20 protein-coding genes are annotated in these 17,399 nt (G+C 72.0%); 12 read left to right on the top strand and 8 right to left on the bottom strand.

Annotated features, from left to right (window positions below):
• Positions 1 to 83: 83 nt before the first annotated feature.
• A complete protein-coding gene (locus AB0878_RS35785; RefSeq protein WP_366584919.1) occupies positions 84 to 1,691 on the top strand; it encodes an FAD-dependent monooxygenase in 1,608 nt (535 codons plus the stop codon).
• On the opposite strand, the gene AB0878_RS35780 is transcribed toward AB0878_RS35785, so the two are convergent.
• A complete protein-coding gene (locus AB0878_RS35780; protein ID WP_366584917.1) occupies positions 1,652 to 2,350 on the bottom strand; it encodes a TetR family transcriptional regulator in 699 nt (232 codons plus the stop codon). The genes AB0878_RS35785 and AB0878_RS35780 overlap by 40 nt on opposite strands.
• 101 nt (positions 2,351 to 2,451) lie before the next feature.
• Between AB0878_RS35780 and AB0878_RS35775 the strand changes: the two genes are divergently transcribed.
• On the top strand, positions 2,452 to 3,327 hold the full coding sequence (locus tag AB0878_RS35775; protein ID WP_366584915.1) for an SDR family NAD(P)-dependent oxidoreductase: 876 nt from the start codon (positions 2,452 to 2,454) through the stop codon (positions 3,325 to 3,327).
• On the opposite strand, the gene AB0878_RS35770 is transcribed toward AB0878_RS35775, so the two are convergent.
• Together AB0878_RS35770 and AB0878_RS35765 are read right to left on the bottom strand one after the other, a co-directional pair.
• A complete protein-coding gene (locus AB0878_RS35770) occupies positions 3,305 to 4,534 on the bottom strand; it encodes a glycosyltransferase 87 family protein (protein WP_366584913.1) in 1,230 nt (409 codons plus the stop codon). The genes AB0878_RS35775 and AB0878_RS35770 overlap by 23 nt on opposite strands.
• Before the next feature lie 688 nt (positions 4,535 to 5,222).
• Complete coding sequence (locus AB0878_RS35765; RefSeq protein ID WP_366584911.1) at positions 5,223 to 5,873, bottom strand: TetR/AcrR family transcriptional regulator; 651 nt, start codon at positions 5,871 to 5,873, stop codon at positions 5,223 to 5,225.
• Positions 5,874 to 6,033: 160 nt separating this feature from the next.
• On the opposite strand from AB0878_RS35765, the gene AB0878_RS35760 reads away from it, so the two are divergent.
• The 3 genes from AB0878_RS35760 (at position 6,034) to AB0878_RS35750 (ending at position 8,585) form a co-directional block, all read left to right on the top strand.
• On the top strand, positions 6,034 to 7,023 hold the full coding sequence (locus AB0878_RS35760) for an LLM class flavin-dependent oxidoreductase (RefSeq protein ID WP_366584909.1): 990 nt from the start codon (positions 6,034 to 6,036) through the stop codon (positions 7,021 to 7,023).
• A gap of 30 nt (positions 7,024 to 7,053) precedes the next feature.
• Entirely contained in the window at positions 7,054 to 7,947 is an 894-nt protein-coding gene (locus tag AB0878_RS35755; protein WP_366584907.1) for an SMP-30/gluconolactonase/LRE family protein, read from the top strand.
• Between the two features lie 110 nt (positions 7,948 to 8,057).
• Positions 8,058 to 8,585 carry a DUF6130 family protein gene (locus tag AB0878_RS35750; RefSeq protein WP_366584905.1) on the top strand — a complete coding sequence of 176 codons (528 nt, stop codon included), beginning with the start codon at positions 8,058 to 8,060 and terminating at the stop codon, positions 8,583 to 8,585.
• On the opposite strand, the gene AB0878_RS35745 is transcribed toward AB0878_RS35750, so the two are convergent.
• Together AB0878_RS35745 and AB0878_RS35740 are read right to left on the bottom strand one after the other, a co-directional pair.
• Positions 8,582 to 9,433, bottom strand: a complete 852-nt coding sequence (locus AB0878_RS35745; protein ID WP_366585098.1) for an alpha/beta hydrolase — start codon at positions 9,431 to 9,433, stop codon at positions 8,582 to 8,584. The two genes, AB0878_RS35750 and AB0878_RS35745, sit on opposite strands and share 4 nt — an antisense overlap.
• Before the next feature lie 114 nt (positions 9,434 to 9,547).
• Positions 9,548 to 9,928 carry a nuclear transport factor 2 family protein gene (locus tag AB0878_RS35740; protein ID WP_366584903.1) on the bottom strand — a complete coding sequence of 127 codons (381 nt, stop codon included), beginning with the start codon at positions 9,926 to 9,928 and terminating at the stop codon, positions 9,548 to 9,550.
• Between the two features lie 240 nt (positions 9,929 to 10,168).
• Here AB0878_RS35740 and AB0878_RS35735 point away from each other — a divergent pair, with 240 nt between their 5' ends.
• A complete protein-coding gene (locus AB0878_RS35735; protein ID WP_366584901.1) occupies positions 10,169 to 10,603 on the top strand; it encodes a hypothetical protein in 435 nt (144 codons plus the stop codon).
• Between the two features lie 3 nt (positions 10,604 to 10,606).
• Here the strand turns inward: AB0878_RS35735 and AB0878_RS35730 are convergent, their stop codons facing one another.
• On the bottom strand, positions 10,607 to 11,443 hold the full coding sequence (locus AB0878_RS35730) for an amidohydrolase family protein (RefSeq protein WP_366584899.1): 837 nt from the start codon (positions 11,441 to 11,443) through the stop codon (positions 10,607 to 10,609).
• Positions 11,444 to 11,503: 60 nt separating this feature from the next.
• The gene (locus AB0878_RS35725; protein ID WP_366584897.1) at positions 11,504 to 12,115 is read right to left on the bottom strand and encodes a helix-turn-helix domain-containing protein; all 612 of its coding nucleotides are present in this window, start codon (positions 12,113 to 12,115) and stop codon (positions 11,504 to 11,506) included.
• Positions 12,116 to 12,240: 125 nt separating this feature from the next.
• Between AB0878_RS35725 and AB0878_RS35720 the strand changes: the two genes are divergently transcribed.
• The 4 genes from AB0878_RS35720 to AB0878_RS35705 all read left to right on the top strand — a co-directional run bounded on the left by AB0878_RS35720 (position 12,241) and on the right by AB0878_RS35705 (position 15,778).
• Positions 12,241 to 13,404 (top strand): NAD(P)/FAD-dependent oxidoreductase, encoded by a 1,164-nt coding sequence (locus tag AB0878_RS35720; RefSeq protein ID WP_366584895.1) that lies wholly within the window; start codon positions 12,241 to 12,243, stop codon positions 13,402 to 13,404.
• A 1-nt stretch (position 13,405) separates the two neighbouring features.
• Positions 13,406 to 14,158, top strand: coding sequence for an SDR family oxidoreductase (locus AB0878_RS35715; RefSeq protein ID WP_366584893.1), 753 nt, complete (start codon positions 13,406 to 13,408; stop codon positions 14,156 to 14,158).
• 90 nt (positions 14,159 to 14,248) lie between these two features.
• Entirely contained in the window at positions 14,249 to 15,100 is an 852-nt protein-coding gene (locus AB0878_RS35710) for an oxidoreductase (protein WP_366584891.1), read from the top strand.
• 21 nt (positions 15,101 to 15,121) lie between these two features.
• Positions 15,122 to 15,778 (top strand): helix-turn-helix domain-containing protein, encoded by a 657-nt coding sequence (locus AB0878_RS35705; protein WP_366584889.1) that lies wholly within the window; start codon positions 15,122 to 15,124, stop codon positions 15,776 to 15,778.
• Between the two features lie 3 nt (positions 15,779 to 15,781).
• Here AB0878_RS35705 and AB0878_RS35700 read toward each other — a convergent pair whose 3' ends face one another.
• Positions 15,782 to 16,426: a LysE family translocator gene (locus AB0878_RS35700; RefSeq protein ID WP_366584887.1), complete on the bottom strand. Its 645-nt coding sequence runs from the start codon at positions 16,424 to 16,426 to the stop codon at positions 15,782 to 15,784.
• Positions 16,427 to 16,508: 82 nt separating this feature from the next.
• On the opposite strand from AB0878_RS35700, the gene AB0878_RS35695 reads away from it, so the two are divergent.
• Both AB0878_RS35695 and AB0878_RS35690 read left to right on the top strand, forming a co-directional pair.
• Entirely contained in the window at positions 16,509 to 16,961 is a 453-nt protein-coding gene (locus tag AB0878_RS35695; RefSeq protein ID WP_366584885.1) for an Lrp/AsnC family transcriptional regulator, read from the top strand.
• Positions 16,962 to 17,031: 70 nt separating this feature from the next.
• Positions 17,032 to 17,397: a hypothetical protein gene (locus tag AB0878_RS35690; protein WP_366584883.1), complete on the top strand. Its 366-nt coding sequence runs from the start codon at positions 17,032 to 17,034 to the stop codon at positions 17,395 to 17,397.
• Positions 17,398 to 17,399 lie beyond the last annotated feature (2 nt).

Here is a 17,399-nt window from a genome sequence, read left to right as displayed (position 1 = left end):
TGGGGTAGCCCTTTCGCAACGCCGAGAGGAACGGGGAAAATGACACTCATCAGAACAGACGACCGCGACCTGACGCTCGCTCCGTGACCGCGTCCGGGCAGGACACCGTGCTGGTCGTGGGGGCCGGCCCGGTGGGCCTGACCGCCGCCGCGGAGCTGGTGCGCCAGGGCGCGCGCGTGCGGGTGGTCGAGCAGCTGGCCGAGCCCACCACGCAGTCCCGCGCAGTGGTCGTGCACCCGCGCACGCAGGAGCACCTGGCCGCCATGGGCGTGCTCGCGCCGCTGGAGCGCGAGGCGTCCGCCATGACCGCGCTGGAGCTCTACGCCGGGCGTGACCCCAAGCAGCCCACGGTGCGGCTGGGCACCGAGCACCTCGCCACCCGCTACCGCCGCATCCTCGACCTCGCCCAGCCGCGGACCGAGGCGCTGCTCGCCGAACACGCGGCCAACCTGGGCGTGCGGGTCGAACGCGGTGTGACGCTGGAGAGCCTCGAACAGGACTCGACGGGCGTCACGGCCACCTTCACCTCGGCGGCCGGGCGTGACCGGTCCCGCTACGCCTGGGTCGTCGGCGCCGACGGCGGGCACAGCACCACGCGCACGGCCGTCGGCACGCGGATCGAGGGCGTGTTCGAAGGTCAACATTTCTTGTTCGCCGATGTCGCCGCCGAGTCCGAACGCTCACCCGACACCGTGCGGATGTTCGCGCACCCCGACGGCATCGGCGGCGTGTTCCCGATGCCCGAGGGCCGCACGCGCCTGTTGTTCGAAGTCGAACGCCCGGCGCCCGGCGCGGTCCCGACGATCGCCGAGACACAACAGCTCGTCGACCAGCGCGCGGGCGGCGCGTGGCGGGTGACCGACGCCCACTGGCTCACCTACTTCGAGATCCACCACGGCCAGGTGCCCCGCTACCGCCACGGCCGCGTGCTGCTGGCCGGCGACGCCGCGCACATCCACAGCCCCGCCGGCGGCCAGGGCATGAACACCGGCATCCACGACGCGGTCAACCTCGCGTGGAAGCTCGCGCTGGTCACCACCGGCCGCGCCGATCCCGCGCTGCTCGATTCCTACCACGCCGAACGTCACCGGGTCGGCGCGTCCGTGGTCAAGCAGACCACGCGCATGACCGACGTGATGACGGTCAACGGCCCCGAACGCGGCCTGCGCAACCTCGCGCTGTTCCTGGTCGGGCACCTGCCGCCCGTGCGCGAGGAGCTGATCACCGGCATCGCCGAGGTCGACATCCACTACCGCGGCAGCCCCATCGTCACCGGCCGCGCGACCTCACGACGGCACCCGCACCCCGGCGACCACGCGCCCGACCTGCCCGGCCTGCGCACCGCCGATGGCGCGCCGACCTCACTCGACGAGCTGCTGCGCCGGCCCGGCCACCTGCTCCTCACGAGCGTCCAGGACAACGCGGTGCTCGACGAGTACCGCGCGGCCCTGGCCGGGCTCGGCGCGGTCGTGCCCATCGGCTCCGGAGGCCTCGGTGCGCTCCACGACCCGGACGGCTCGTTCACCGATCGCTACGGCACCGGCGAGAGCGGCTTCGCCGTCATCCGGCCCGACGGTTACCTCGGCCTCATCACGCGTGCGGGAACTCCCGAAAAGCTGTCCGAATACGCACAACTGGTGATGCACGGCTCTCAGGCGTCAGTGGCTGGTGGTAAGTCCCGCACATCCTGAAGCCCGGCGCCCGGCGCGCCGGCGAGCCCGGTGCACGTCGCGGCCAGCAGCCGGGTCAGCGTCGGGACGAAGTCACCGGGGCCGACGATCGACAGCGACGCGTCGGCCCGGTACGCGGCGGCGAGCTCGGACCCGGGATGGGTGACCTGCCACAGCGTGGCGGCGAGGGCGTTGGCCGCGGTGACGACGTCGATCGCCGCCGCGGCGAGGGAAGGCGCCGCGGCCGCGATGGCCGCCGTCAGGACGTCGATCGCCGCGCGGCTGGTCCGCTTGAACTCCACGACGTGGTCGACGTCGACGTCGTGCTCCAGGTGCAGCGGGACGTTGGCGAACAGGTCGCACAGCAACGGATCGGCGGCCAGGCATGCGACGAGCACCTCCGCCAGCTCCCCCGGTGAGACCGTGCGGCCGCGAAGCTCTTCGGCGACCGCGTCCGCCCAGCTCGCCCAGCCGTCCGCCGCGAGCCGCAGCAGCACGTGCTTGTGCGAGGGGAAGTAGCGGCGCATCGCGGAATGGTGCACGCCGACCTGGTCGGCGATCGCCGTCAGCGTGACCGACGCGACGCCCCGCTCCCGCGCGAGCGTGCGGGCCGCGTCCACCAGGGCTTCCGCCCGCTGACGCTTGCTCTCGGGCGAACGCGCGCGCTGGAAGGAAGTCACCGGTCCAGCATAACGCACGCCATGTGCGTTGACAGGACGAGTGCGGCGAGGCTAGCTTTGTAATTAACGCACATGGTGTGCGTAAATATCAGGAGGCTTCCATGAGCAGCAAGGTTCTCCTCGTCACCGGCACCACGTCCGGGATGGGCCGCACGATCGCGCTCGACGCGGCGGCGGCCGGGTACACCGTCGTGGCCACCGGGCGCGACGAGCAGCGCATGACCGAACTCGCGGAGGACGCCAAGGCGCGCGGCGTCGAGCTCGACATCCGGTTCCTCGAGATCACCGATCACCCGGCCGTCTACGCGCTGATCGACGACGTCGCCCGAACCCACGGCCACCTCGACGCCGTGGTCTCCCAGGCCGGCGGCATCTTCGCCCTCGGCACGGCGGAACAGATCACGATGGACGGCTTCCGCTTCGTCCTCGAGACGAACTTCTTCGGCAACCTCGCCGTCATCAAGGCCGCCCTGCCGCACCTGCGCGCGAGCAAGGGCCGGCTGATCGTCACGACCAGCGCCAACGGGCTGGTCGGCGCGCCGTACAACGACGCGTACGCGGCTTCTAAGTTCGCGCTCGAGGGAGCTGTCGAGTCGCTCGCGCCCGTCGTCGCGCGCTACGGCGTGCGGACCACCATCGTGGAGCCCGGGCCGGTGGCCACCGACGTGATGGCCCCGCGGCGCTTCGAAAAGCTGCTGCCCACCGACGTAGTGGAGAACAACCCGTACCCCGAGCCGTGGGACTTCCTGTCCCGCGTCATCGGCAACACCGGCGGCGTGCAGGCGGTCGAGGAGGTCGGCCCGCAGATCCTCGACCTGCTCGGGCGGGAGAACCCGCCGCTGCGGTTCCAGACCGCGCAGTGGGCCCGGGACTTCGTCGCGCCGAAGCTGTCCGCGGACCTGGACGGCCGGAAGGTCTACGAGGCTTCGGAGGCCTACATCGGCCTCGCCGGGCTCACTGAACCAGTGGCGGGGTGAGCGCGCGGCGGTGGCGCGTGGCGAACTGCCACACGAGGAAACCCAGTGCCAGCAACAGGTAACTGTTGCCGATCACGTGCTCCAGCGGTCCCCAGGACAGCTCGCGGAAGTCGTCGTTCGGCAACAGCGAATGCGGCGCGACGATGAAGATCGCGACCACCGCCGCCAGGCCGGCCACCGCGCGGCCGGTCGTGGCGCGGGCGGCCAGGACGATCGTCGCGGGGACGATCCAGACCCAGTGGTGCGACCACGAGATGGGTGAGCACACGAGGACCGCGGCGGCGTTGAGGAGGAAGGCGACCGGTTCGTCCGCCCGGCGCATGGCCGCCGCGGCGAGGAGCAGCGCGGCCAGGGTCCCCGCGGCGACCAGGACGAGCGTGGGCGTCGCGGGGAGGCCGAAGCGGTGGACGGCACCCTGGATGGTCTGGTTGGTGGCGAAGATCGAGCCGCTCATGCCCGACGCGCCGGTCAGCCCGCCGCCGAACCAGTAGGCCGCGGAAGCCTGGGGGGCCACCACAAAACCCACCGCACCCGCGGCGACGAACGTGACGAGCGCGGTGCCGAGCGCGCGGAAGTCCTTCTTCAGCAAGAAAAACAGCAGAAACCCGGCCGGCGTGATCTTCACGGCCGCGGCCAGGCCCACCAGCAACCCGCGCGGCAGACGGGTTTTCGGTCCCAGGCAGTCGATCACGACCAGCGCCATGAGCACGAGGTTGACCTGCCCGAACCACAGCGTCTCCCGCACCGGCTCGAACGCCAGCGACGCCGCCCCGACCACGACCGCGGCCAGCACCGCCGTCCGCCTCCCGGCGCGCGGCCGCACGACGACGTACACCGTCGCGCCGAGGGCGGTCAGCGAAATCGCCAGCATCAGGCCGGCCGCCACCGGCGTCGGCACCGCGGCCGGCACGAGGAACAGGATCGCGGCGAACGGCGGGTAGATGAACGGCAACATCATGCCCGACCGCGTCGGCGGCAGCGGGCCGTAGAGGTCGCGCCCGTGCGCCAGCGCCTGCGCGCCGAGGCGGTAGACCTCCAGATCCACCGGCCACAGCGTGCACACGATCGCGAGCACCCCCGCCACGAACACGACCGCCGCCGCCACGAGCACCACCACCGCCCCCCGGCGCGCGGCCGCCTCCTCGAACAGCTGCTTCACCACTCCGGCCGGCGTCGCGTGCCCCCCAGGGCCTCGGAACGTGATCACCCCGTGATCATCCACGGCGCGTGATCGTTTCACCAAATCGGGGGGCGGTTCGTCACGCTCTGAAGCCGCTGCTGCCCGGCCCGCGCCACCTTGGCCAGCCGGAGGCGGTGGCCGGCCCGGGCCTTGGTCGGCGCCGGAATCCCCGGCGGCTCAGGTGAATCGGCCCTCGGGCCGGTCGCCCCACGACTCGCCGGGCACCCGCACCCCGACAGGCGCCGACCCCGGCTTGCACTGCAGTCTCCGACCCGGTCCTGGAAACCGCCTCCCCGTACATGCTCGGCCCCTCGAGCCGGTCGCCCCACCCCGCACCCCGCCGGGTGCTGGCCCCGGCCGGCACTGCAGTCCCCACTCATTCCCGGAAACCCACCGCCCCGCCGCACAAGCTCGGCCCTCAGTCCCGTGCCATCACCCGAGCCACGGTCGCCCGCCTGCGTGCAATACCGCTCGGCGCGATAGTCCTCCTGCCACTCCAGGAAATCGCTACCTAACCGGGATATCCGCGCGAGCACGATGCCGTTCACTCGGCCCTCTATGGCGGACCAGTCCACGGTTGCGCCCAACGCATTCCGGCCGGGTCGACAGTGCGCACGGCCGCTGGCATCAGCCCCGCCCGGCGCGGGGAGGTAAGGCTTCCACTGCCAGAAAATTGCAGCCCGCACGCGGGCGGCGCGGGCCGGACCACTCCGGATCAGCGGCCGCGGCGTGTGGCGGCCGCCGAGACCATCCCGAGGGCCAGGCCCGCGTAGTACTCCCCCAGCTCCTCGGGCGAGTCCGCCCCGTCGAGGCGGTACCAGCGGACCAGGTCGACGCCCAGCGAGAGGATGGCGCGGACGAGGCGGTGGGCGTCGGCGGGAGGGAAGGGGCCGGGGGCGGGGCCGTGGGTGAGGGCGTCGTGGAAGATCGCGGTGGACTGGTGGCGCAGGCCGACGATGGCGTCGTAGTGCGTGGGGGTCAGGGCGCCCAGTTCGTACTGGCTGACGCGGGCGGCGACGTGGTGGCGGGCGTGCCACGAGACGAAGGCGGCGACGAGGGCGCGCAGGTGCTCGGCGGGGTCCGCGTGGGGCGGGACGCGGTTGAGCGCATCGAGTGAACTTTTGTGCCCGGCGCGGGTGATCTCGAAAAGCACTTCCTCCTTGGAGCTGAAGTGCACGTACAGCGCGGCGGGCGAGAGGCCGGCCGCGGCGGTGATGTCCCGGGTCGTGGTGGCGTGGAAGCCCTGGGCGGCGAAGCAGCGCACGCCGCCGGTGAGCAGGCCGCGCGCGGCTTTGCCGAAGCCGGCGTCCCAGAGGCCGGGCGAGTCGTCCGCCAGGTCGGGGAGCGCGGATCGCTGGGCGCTCATCGGGGGTCCTTTCCGGGTCGGAGGCGCTGGAGGGCTGCCCTTGCTCCGCCCCAAGGGTGTGTGTATCGTCCCACACCACCAGCGATTATGACTATGCGCTTAGTCATTGTCCCAGGTAGACGTTCTGCCGCGATCCGCCGTCGATCGGGAGGAGGACACCGTGGACGTGTCCTGCGCGTTCCCCACCGCCCTGGACTCTCCGGACCACATCGCACTGGCCGAGCGACTCGGCTACCACCGGGCCTTGGTGTACGACACACCCCAGCAAAGCCCCGACGTGTGGATGACCCTCGCCCTCGCCGCCGACCGCACCGAGCGCATCGGCCTCGGCCCGGGTGTGCTCGTGCCCAGCCTGCGCCACCCCATGGTCAACGCCGCCGCCACGGCGACCCTCGCCGCGCTCGCCCCCGGCCGCGTGGCGGTCGCGTTCGGCACCGGGTTCTCCGGCCGCCGCGCGATGGGCTACGGCGCCGTGCGCTGGGCGTTCATGGAATCCTACCTGCGCGCGTACCGCGGCCTGCTGCGCGGCGAAATCGTGGAGTGGGAAGGCGCGCAGATGCGGATGCTGCACCCCGACGGCCACGCCCCGGCGCGGCCCGTCGACGTGCCGATCCTCGTCGGCGCGCTCGGTCCCAAGGGCAACAAGGTCGCCACCGAGCTCGGCGACGGCCTGTTCGCCACGCTGCAGACGCCCGAGTTCATGAAGGACCACCCCTGGGTCGCCTTCCTCGAATGGGGCACCGTGCTCGACGAGGGTGAGCCCACCGATTCCGCCCACGCGCGCTCGGCCGCCGGCCCGGGCTGGGCGCTGTCCTTCCACGGCGCCTACGAGTTCGGCGGTCCCGACGCGGTGCGCACCCTGCCCGGCGGGGCCGAATGGCTCGAGGTGGTGGAGAAAACACCCGAGGAACACCGGCACCTCACCATCCACTCAGGACACTGCGTCGACCTCAACGAAGCCGACGGCGCCGCCTGGCAGGCCGGCGGCAGCGCCACGCTGCGCGAGGTGACGCTGAGCGGAACCCGCGCCGAGGTCCGCCGCAAGATCGACGACTACGCCTCGCGCGGCGTCACCGAGATCGTCTTCCAGCCGTGCGGGTCCGACGTCCGGGGCGAGCTCGAGCGTTTCCTCGACGCCGCCGCCGGCTGACCCGAAACCCACACCGTCCCCAGGGGAATCATGAGCCGCGAAACGACCACCGTCCTAGAAGGACTGTCCTACCTGGAGTGCCCGCGCTGGCACGAGGGCCGCATCTGGTTCTCCGACTTCTACACCTACCGCGTGTGCTCGGCGGCCGAGGACGGCACCGACCTGCGCACGGAAGCCGAGGTCCCGCAGCAGCCGTCGGGCCTCGGCTGGCTGCCCGACGGCCGGCTCCTGGTCGTGTCGATGCGCGACCGCCTGCTGCTGCGCCGCGAACCGGACGGCACGCTCGTGCCCCACGCCGACCTGTCGGGCCACGTCAAGGGCCACCCCAACGACATGGTCGTCGACGCCCGCGGCCGCGCGTTCGTCGGCGAGTTCGGCTTCGACCTGATGGGCGGCGCCCCGCTCGAATCCGCGTCGCTGCTGCGGGCCGACCCGGACGGCACCGTCACCACCGTCGCGCAGGACCTGTGGTTCCCCAACGGAAGCGTGCTCACCGACGACGGCGTGCTCCTGGTCAACGAGACCTTCGGCAACCGCGTCACGGCGTTCGACGTCGCCGGCGACGGGTCCCTGACCAACCGCCGGATCTGGGCGCAGTTCGGCGACGTGCCGACCGGCGAGGACCTCCCGGCCGCGCTCGCGCAGATCGTCGTCGGCGCCGACGGCTGCTGCCTCGACGCCGAGGGCGCGCTCTGGATCGCCGACGCCGTCGGCGCCCGCGTGATCCGCGTGCGCGAGGGCGGCGAGATCACCGACGAGATCCCCACGGGCACCGGCGTGTTCGCCTGCATGCTCGGCGGCACCGACGGCCGCACGCTGTTCATGTGCACCGCGCCGGACTTCGACGAGAACGCCCGGAAGAACGCCCGCGAAGGCCGCCTCGCCGCGGCTCGCGTGGACGTGCCGCACGCCGGTCTTCCTTGATCCGTCACGGTTCCGGCCACGTTCGCCGAGCGCCAGGCACAGCGATGACGTACAACCACAGCGTCATCCGACGGGCGCGGTGAACAGCGGCCGGAAGCTAACTTGATCTTGTGACCAATCCCCACAGCCGACGTCCGTTTCCGAACACCACACGGGCGATCGCGATCAGTTTCGCCGCCCTGGCGGTGGGCGTGGTGACTTCGTGTTCGACTTCCACCACGCCGACCGCCGCCGCTCCCAGCGCACCTCCCCCGCCGGCCTCCGCCGCGACCGGCCGGTCACCGGCACCCGTCGTACCGCTCGCCTCTCAGCCGCCGCCGGCTCTGGTCGTGGACCGTCCCCTGCCCGACCAGCTCGCGATGGGGCTGGTGGTGATCCGCTACCGCGCGGAGAACCTGCGGATCGTGCCCGTGTACGGGCCCGCCGCGCTCGACGTGTCGCCGCGGATCGGCCACATCCACGTGACCGTGGACGACGCGCCGTGGCACTGGGCCGACGCGAGCGGCGAGCCGCTAATCCTCCAGAGCCTGCCGCCGGGGCCGCACAAGGTGTGGATCGGGCTGGCGGACCCGACGCACAAGATCCTCGACAGCAAGACGGTCGCCTTCACCGTCCCACCGCACAGCGGCGGCCACTAGCCGCGGGCCCGGCCGGCGAAGTCCACGATCAGCCGCGCCAGCTCGGCGGGCTGATCCTCCGGCACGAAGGCGCCCGAATCGGCGACCGTGACCAGCCGCGCGTCGGTCAGGACGGCCGCGAGGCGGTCGAAGAGCGAAGCGGGAAAGATCCGGTCGTCGGCCGCGCGGACCAGCAGCACGGGCTTGCCGAACGCGGGCAGGGCCTCGGCGGCGGCCAGGGTGTACCGGGGGTGCACGCCGAGGAGGAAGCGCCGCAGGTCCCGGCGGATCCCAGCACTGTCGTAGGCCGGGCGCAGGTAGGAGTCCAGCACCTCGGCGGGAATCCCGCGCTTGGCCAGCGCGCCGAACGCGGACGGCTGCCGCTGCACGATGGGCAGCCGCAGCAGCCGGCTGCCGGCCCAGGCCGCGCCTGGCAGGCGCATCAGCCGCGGCAGCGCGTCGAACGGCGCGGGGAAAAACTCCTCGAACGCGTCACACGGCGTGAGCACGACGCGGCCGATCCGCTCCGGGTTCTCGGCCATGAGGAGCTGCGTCAGGGCGCCGCCGGTGTCGTTGGCGACCACGGTGACGTCGGTCAGGTCGAGCGCGTCGAGGAACTCCCCGATCAGCCGGGCGACCCCCGGCGGCGTCAGGTCGGCGTCGGCCGCCAGGGGAATCCGGTGCGCGCCGAGCGGCCAGTCCGGGGCGAAGCACCGAAACCCCGCGTCGGCGACGAGCGGAACGACCTTGCGCCACAGGTTCGCGTTGACGAGCAGCCCGTGCACGAACACCACCGCCGGACCGGTGCCACGCTCGGAGTAGGCGACCCGGCCGCCGGGCAGGGCCACGCTCTTGCCGGTGCCGAGCATGCCGGCCTCCTCGGTGCTCGACGGTGCCGAGAGTCCTTTGTGGACGCCGACGCTGCCATCGTCACAGAACACCGCGCGGCCTTCAACCCGCCTACCCCCATTCCAGGGTGGGGCTCAGGCCGGCTCGGGGATCTCGAGGTCCTCGAACGCGGGGATGAACATCACGACGTGGGTTATGCGCTCACCCTGGAACGTCAGCACGTCCCAGCCCGTGACGGGCTCGGCCCGCCCGGGCACGGGCTGGCTCCACCGGTAGAGGACGTAGTCCTGGTTGCGCTCGATCGGGCCCAGGACCGTGAACTCGAGCCCGCCGAAGAGCCGGTGCAGCTCCGTGATGCGCTCGTTCAGCACCTCGCGGCCCCGCAGCACCCGATCCGGCTCGACGACCGTCACGTCGTCGGTGTACACGCGGCCGAGCGCCGCCGCCCGCTCTCGGGCGTCGGCGATCATCCAGGCGTCCAGGTGCCCCTTGACTCGCCTCTCGACGTCATCCATCCGCGCTCTCCTCGTCCGTGGTCCGAGATCCAGAGAAGCACAAATTTAGGGGACATGTCAACCAAATCGCACCCCGCGCCGGCCGGCCGAGGGCGGTAAATAATCATGACGACCGGGCCTTCGGGCCGACGTGCTCCGGATCACGGATCATCGCGAATGTCGCCTGATGGAAGGCTTTTCTCCGCGGGCCGCGTCGGTCTACGATGGACGATTCTCCTGGGGGAGGAGGGTGGGCGAGGGATGTTCCAGATTCCGGTGACCGCGGACATGCGGCGGTGGACGGTCCGGTTGTGCGGAGACGTCGCGGTGTTCGCGTGCACACCGCTGGTCGAGGACCACACGGCGGTGCGTGCGCTGCCCCGGGCCTGGGACGGGCGCGGGCTCGGCCTGCCGGAGCAAGACGTCGCGGGGTTCGCCGCGACGCTGGGCGAGATCATGAAGACGCCGCTGTTCTGGCGGGCCTACCGCGGCACCGGCCGGGGCGCCGAGCAGCTTTGGGCCGAGCCGCACACCGACACCGACGACGGGTTCGTGTACCTGAGCGGGCCGTGCGGCGAGGCGTCCGACGTCGTCGGCTACCGCCCCGTCTACAGCTTCACCATCGCGCTCGCCGATCTGCGCGGCCTGCGGATCCGGCTGGCCGCGTACCTGCGCGACAGCCTCGTGAGCGCCTGAACGTCAGGTCAGCCGGTACACGCGTTCGGCGTTGCCGCCGAGCACCGCGTCGAGCACGTTCGGTGCGAGGCCGAGGTCGGCGACGGCCTTGAGGTTGACTCCCATGGCGGGGGACGCGGGCCAGTCCGTGCCGAAGATCCACCTCGCGGCGATGCGGTCGAGGTCGAACCGGTCGTAGTACTGCGGCAGCTTGCGCGGCGGCAGGCCGGCGATGTCGAGCCAGACGTTCGGCCGGGCCAGCGCCATGAAGCCGGCGACCTCGTAGCTCCAGCCGCGGCCGCCGTGGGCGAGCACGACGGTGAGGTCCGGGAAGTCGCGCAGCACGTCGTCCATCAGCACCGGGTCGCCGCGGCGGCCGCTCGCGCCGGGGAACGAGCTGGGGCCGGTGTGCGTGATCACCGGGATCCCGCGTTGCTCGCATTCGGCGTACGCCGGGTACAGCTCGCGGTCGTTCGGCGCGAAGTTCCCGTGGACCGGGTGGATCTTCAGGGCGACCGCGCCCAGGTCCAGCTGCCGGCGCAGCTCGGCCGCGACCGGGTAGTGCAGGTGCGGGTTGACGTTGGCCACCAGGCGGAACCGCGTCGGGTTGTACTCGAGCACGGGGAGGAGATCCTCGGGCGGCTGCATGCCGGTGACGCGCGGGCTGTGCTCGGTGAACAGCAGCGCGCGGTCCACGCCGCCGGCCGCGAACAGCGCGTCGATCCGCTCCGGGACGATCGCGCCGTCGGGGCCGTACACGGACTCCACCTCGGCTCGGTCCGACGCGGGGCTGAGCCAGGTGTCCCAGGCGAGCTTCAACGTCGGGAGCCGCGCCAGGTGCACGTGTGCGTCGACGATCATCCGCGCGATCCTGCCAGTCGGGTTCCGGGAACGGTCAGCCGGTTCTACCACGGGCCGGGGTCACCCGGCGGGTGACGAAGCTTCCACGGCTTTCGCCGCCACGCGCAGCCAGCGTTCGAGTGCCCGCGGGTCCGCGGGGTCGATCGCGGCGCGCAGCTCCGGCGACGTGGTGGTGCGCACCAGGCCGACTAGCTGGATCGCGTGCAGCCGGTTCATGGGCGTGGCCGGGGCGTCGCCGGCGAGGTGCTCGGTGACGCGGTCCTCCCACTCCGACCACATGCGCAGCAGGCCGGAGCGCAGCGACACCGAGCCGCCGTACGCGTGGTGGTAGTCCTCGAGGCCGCGGGCGGCGCCGGCCTCGTCGTGGATCGCGGTGATGAGCACGTCGGCCACGGCCTGCGCGGCCGAAACCCCCGGCTCGCGCGCGTCGAGGCCCGCCAGCAGCGCGTCGAGCAGGTCGGACTCGGCGAAGACGAGGTCTTCCTTCGAGCGGAAGTAGACGAAGAGCGTCTTGACGGACACGGTCGCCGCGTCGGCGATGTCGGCGACGGTCACGTTGTCGTAGCCGTGCTCGGCGAACAGCCGCGCGGCCGCGTCGAGGATCGCCTGGCGCGTCAGCGCTTTCTTGCGTTCCCGCAGCGGCAGGTCCGCCGGCTCGATGCGCTTCACCATCCCGCCACCGTACGCAAAAGGTGAGCGAGTCACCTTATGCGTGAGACTCACCTCACGAGCAGTGGGCAACTTCAGGTGAGTCACTTACCTTTTAAAGTGAGTTACCGACTGAAGGGAACCTGACCATGCCCACACCAGCAGGTCTGAAGGAGCTCGACATCGTCATCGCCGGCGCCGGTCCGGCCGGTTTGGCCGCCGCGCGCCTGCTGCACCTGAACGGCGTCGGCGTCAAGGTGCTCGAACGCGACGCCGACCGCAGCGCCCGCACGCAGGGCGGTTCGCTCGACCTCGGCGAGGACGGCGGGCTGCGGGTGCTCGCGGCGGCCGGGCTGGCCGGCGCGTTCACGCGCCTCGCCCGGCCACAGGGCCAGCGCACGAGCTACTTCGACACCGACGGGAACCTGCTCCTGGCCACCGACGAGTCCGACGAGGACGAGGTCCGCCCGGAGATCGACCGCCTCCAGCTGCGCTCGCTGCTGCTCGACTCCCTGCCCGCGGGCACGGTCGAGTGGGGCCGCGCCCTCACGTCCGTCGAGCGCCGCGGCGAGCGATGGCGGCTGGCCCTCGCCCAGGGGGAGACGGTCGATGCCGACTTGGTGATCGGCGCCGACGGCATCGGGTCCAGGACCCGCCCGGCCGTGGCGCGTGAGGCACCCGTCTACACCGGGGTCACGTTCATCGCCGGCGAGATCACGCATCCGCGGCCCGGTTCGTACGCGGCCGAGGTCGTGGGCGAGGGTTCCGGCCTGGTTCTGGGCCACGACAAGGCATTCCTGTGCCAGCGCAACGGCGACCGGTCGATCCGCGTGTACTTCGCTCAGCGCCGCGCGGAAGATCCCAGCCGCGCCACCGGCACCACGCTCGCCGACCCGGACTTCATCCGGCGCGAGCTCGACCGCGAGTTCGCGGACTGGGCGCCCAAGATGCGCGGGATCCTCGACGAGGTCGAGGCGAAGTTCGTCTGGTGGCCCCTCTACACCGTGCCCACCGAGCAGCGCTGGGCTGCGCGAAGCGGCCTCACCCTCGTCGGCGACGCGGCACACGTGATGCCCCCGTTCACCGGGCAGGGCGTGAACATGGGCCTGCTCGACGCGCTGGTGCTCGTCACCGCGCTGACCTCGCCGGACCACGTCGACGTCGACTCCGCGATCGCCGCGTACGAAGCGGAAATGCTGCCGCGGATGGCCGACGCGGTCGCCGCCACGCACGCCGCGCAGGACCTGCTGCTTTCGCCCGAGGGTCCGGCAGGCCTGCTCGCGCTGGCCACCAGCGGGCGGGGGCAGCGCTGACATGGGTACGACTCTCGAGTCCCGGACCGCCGTCGTCACCGGCGGTTCGAGCGGCATCGGCCTCGCCACGGCGCGGCTGTTCGCCGACGAGGGTGCCCGCGTGGTGATCACCGGCCGCAACGAGGCCCGGCTGCGGGCCGCGGCCGAGAGCATCGGGCCGCGGGCGTCGTGGATCGCGGCGGACCTCGCGCGCGAAGCCGGCGCACGGTCGTTGGCCGCCCAGCTCGCCGGACTCGGTCTCCGGGTCGACGTGCTGTTCGCGAACGCCGGCGCCGCCAATGCCCCCGAGTTGTTCGAGACCACGGAGGACGGTTTCGACGCCGTGATCGACGCGAACCTCAAGAGCGCGTTCTTCACCGTCACCGCGTGCTTCGACCTCCTGGCCGACGGCGCTTCGGTGATCCTGACGTCGTCGGTCGGCTTTCACCGCGGCACCCTCGGCGACCCGCTCTACACCGCGGCGAAGGCCGGCGTGCGGGCGCTGGGCCGCGGTTTCGCGGGGCAGCGGGCGTTCCTGGATCGGCACATCCGCGTCAACACGCTCGGCTTCGGCGCCGTCGCCACTCCCCTGACCGGCGCGGACAACCCGGACGTTGCCCGGACGATGCGGGACTGGGCCACGGCGAACGTCCCGGTCAAGCGGCCGGCCGACCCGCTCGAAGCCGCCGGGCCGGCGCTTTTCCTGGCCGGCGCGGCCTCGTCGTACCTCACCGGTGCCGAGCTCGCCGTCGACGGCGGGCTCGCACAGCTCTAAGCGGAAAAACCTTCCCGCTTAGCGTATGGTCAGCTCTGGAACCGGAAATTCCTTTCCGTTTCCAGAGCTGACGGAAGGAGTTGGGTTGCCGTGCGGACGTGGCTGATCACCGGCGGGACCTCCGGTTTCGGGCAGGCGTATGCCGACGCGGCCCTGGCGGCCGGCGACCGGGTGGTGCTGACCGCCCGCCGGCCGGACGGGCTCGCGCACCGGGCCGGCGAGCGCGTGCTGGTCCTGCCGCTCGACGTCACCGACGCCGGGCAGGCCGCCGAGGTGGTCGCGGCCGCCGAGGCCCGGTTCGGTTCGGTGGACGTGCTCGTGAACAACGCCGGCGGCGGCTCGCACGGCTCGGTCGAGGACACCGGGGAACGCGAGCTGCGGCAGGTCTTCGAGGTCAACTTCTTCGGGACCACCACCGTGATCCGCGCGGTGCTGCCCGGCATGCGAGCCCGCCGGCGCGGGTGCGTCGTGAACGTCTCGTCGGTCGGCGGGGTTCGCGCGTTTCCCGGCGTCGGGTACTACAACGCCGCCAAGTTCGCCGTCGAGGGCATCTCGGAATCGCTGCGGCAGGAGGTCGAACCGCTCGGGCTGCGGGTCATGGTCGTCGAGCCGGGCGCGTTCCGCACGAAAACCGGCAGCGTCGGGTATTCGCACAGCGCCACGCCGATCCGCGAGGACTACGAGGGCACGGTCGGCGTGCTGCGCGACGCACTGGTGAAGATGAACGGCACCCAGCCGGGTGATCCGGAGCGGGCGGCCCGCGCGGTCGTCGACGCCGTGGCCTCGGGCCGTCCGCCGCACCGGCTGGTGCTGGGCGGGCTGGGGTTCGAGCAGGTCACCGCGAAGCTGGAAGCCATGCTCGCCGAGACGCGCGCCTGGGAGGATGTGGCGCGGGGAGCCGACTTCCCCGACTCCGCCCACCGGCCGGGCGAGTACGTGTGACCGACGCCGAGGAGCCTTCGCTTGCCTGACACCCCGCGCCCGCTGCGGCGGGACGCCGAAGCCAACCTCGCGCGCATCCTCGACGCCGCCGCGGCCACGTTCAACGAGGACGGCGTGGAGACCAGCATCGAGGTCGTCGCCCAGCGGGCGGGGGTCGGGCTCGGCACGATCTACCGGCGCTTCTCGACCAAAAACGCGCTCCTGGACGAGCTGGGCCGTCGGCTCCTGCGTGACGTCGTCGCCATCGGCGAACGCCACCTCGACGATGCCGACGGCACCGGTCTGGCGGGGTACTTCCACGACATCGGCGAGCTGCTGGCCACCCACAGCGGCCTGATGGCGCACCGCTGGACCATGCCCGACGCCGGTCCCCTGCTGCGGCGCTCGCGGGAGCTGCAGGGCCTGCTCCTGGCCGGCGCGCAGCGGCACGGCCTGGCCCGCGAGGAGCTCACTGCCGAAGACGTCGCCGTCGCGTGCTGGTCGCTGCAGGGCGTCGCCGACACCACGCGGGCCACCGGAGTCCAGGCGTGGCAACGACATGTGGAGGTGCTGCTCGCCGGTTTCGCGCCGGCGGGGCGGGCGTTCACGCACGCTCCGCTGACCGCGTCCGAAATGGACACCGTCATCTCCGCGGCCTCGAACGATCCCACGCGACCGGTCAAGAAGGACCGTCCTTGACGGTCACGCCGCGAGCTGCTGGACCAGCAGCGTCGTGCCGATCGCGATCATCGCCCCGCCGGAGAACCGCGACACGGCGCGAGCCCAGTTCGGCCGCGCCGACAGCACCACGCGGGCGCCCAGCCCGACTCCCGTGTAGACGAGTCCGCAACTGAGGGTGTGCACCAGGCCGAGCACGAGGATCTGCCCGGCCACCGGCCACGCCGCCGACGGATCGGTGAACTGCGGCAGCAGCGCGAGGAAAAGCAGCAGCGCCTTGGGGTTCAGGCCGCTGATGCCCGCACCCTTCGCGACCTGCCGCAGCCACGAACCGGTCTCGTCGTCCGCCGCCGATCCGGGCGTGGCCGGGCGAAGCAGCGCCGTCGCGCCCAGCCAGATCAGGTAGACCGCGCCCACGGCGGTGAGCACCGTCAGCACGACCGGCGAGCCGGCCACCAGCGCGGCGACGCCCGCCGCGACCACCGCGGTGAGGGCCACATAGCCGACGAGCAGCCCGCCCACCGCGAGCGGGATCGAGCGGTTCCGCAGGCCCGCGTTGATCAGGTACGCCCAGTCCGCGCCGGGCGTGAGCACCAGCAGGAACGACACACCCCAGAACGCGAAGATGCCGCCGATCGCCATCGATGTCCCTTTCTCCAGGTCCCCCACCTGCGGAAAGGCTATGGCGAACCGGCCGGGAAATGTTTCCAAAGTTCCCCGGATCCGCCGCTCATGAGGGAGAATTGCAGCCATGGACGCCCTGGACCGGAAGATTCTTGCCGAGCTGCAGCGCGACGGCCGCCAGACCATCACCGAGCTGGCCGAACGGCTGCAGCTCAGCCTCTCCCCCTGTCACCGCCGGGTCCGCGCCCTGGAGAAATCCGGCATCATCGCCGGGTACCGCGCGCACGTGAACGCCCAGGCCCTCGGGCTCGGCTTCGACTGCCTGGTGTTCGTGACGATGCGCGAGTCCGACGGCGCCACCGTGGCCGCGTTCGAGGAAGCCGTCGCCGACGTCGAGAACGTCGTTCAGGCGCAACGGCTCTTCGGCGACCCGGACTACCTGCTGCGCGTGGTCGCCCGCGACCTGCCCGCGTTCCAGCAGCTCTACGACAAACGGCTCGCGACGTTGCCCGGCGTTCAGCGCATCAGCTCGACCTTGGTCATGAAAAACGTCGTGGAGGACCGGCCGCTGCCGATGTGAACGGGCCACGACGGCGGACGAACGGGCACAATGGACACCCCGGCCCCGCCGGCTCCGGTATCCTCGCACTGTGCACAGTGGACAAATCAGCAGCCTGGGCCTGTTCCTCTCGGGCGTCGCGAGCGTCGTCGCTCCGGGCAACGTCGCCGAGACCCTCCGGATCACCGCCGCGGACCCGCGCGGCAGCACGGAAATCCGCGCCGGGCTCGGCGGTACGTACGCGGCCCTCGGCGGCTGGGCGCTGGCCAGCAAGCAGCCGGCGGCAGACGTCGCCGTCGGCGCCACCTGGCTGGGTGCCGCCGCCGTCCGCCTCGGCTCGCTCGCCGTCGACCGCCCGAAGACCGACGCGAGCTACTGGGCGTTCCTCGGGTTGGAGGTCGGGCTCGGTTCTCTCGCGTTGCTGTCGGCTCGCTCGCGCCGGCGGGCCCGGCGCTGAAC

Source organism: Amycolatopsis sp. NPDC047767 (assembly GCF_040704195.1).
Lineage (GTDB): Bacteria > Actinomycetota > Actinomycetes > Mycobacteriales > Pseudonocardiaceae > Amycolatopsis.
The sequence above is the reverse complement of the archived record's forward strand: the minus strand, read 5'-3'. Positions and strand labels throughout refer to the sequence as shown.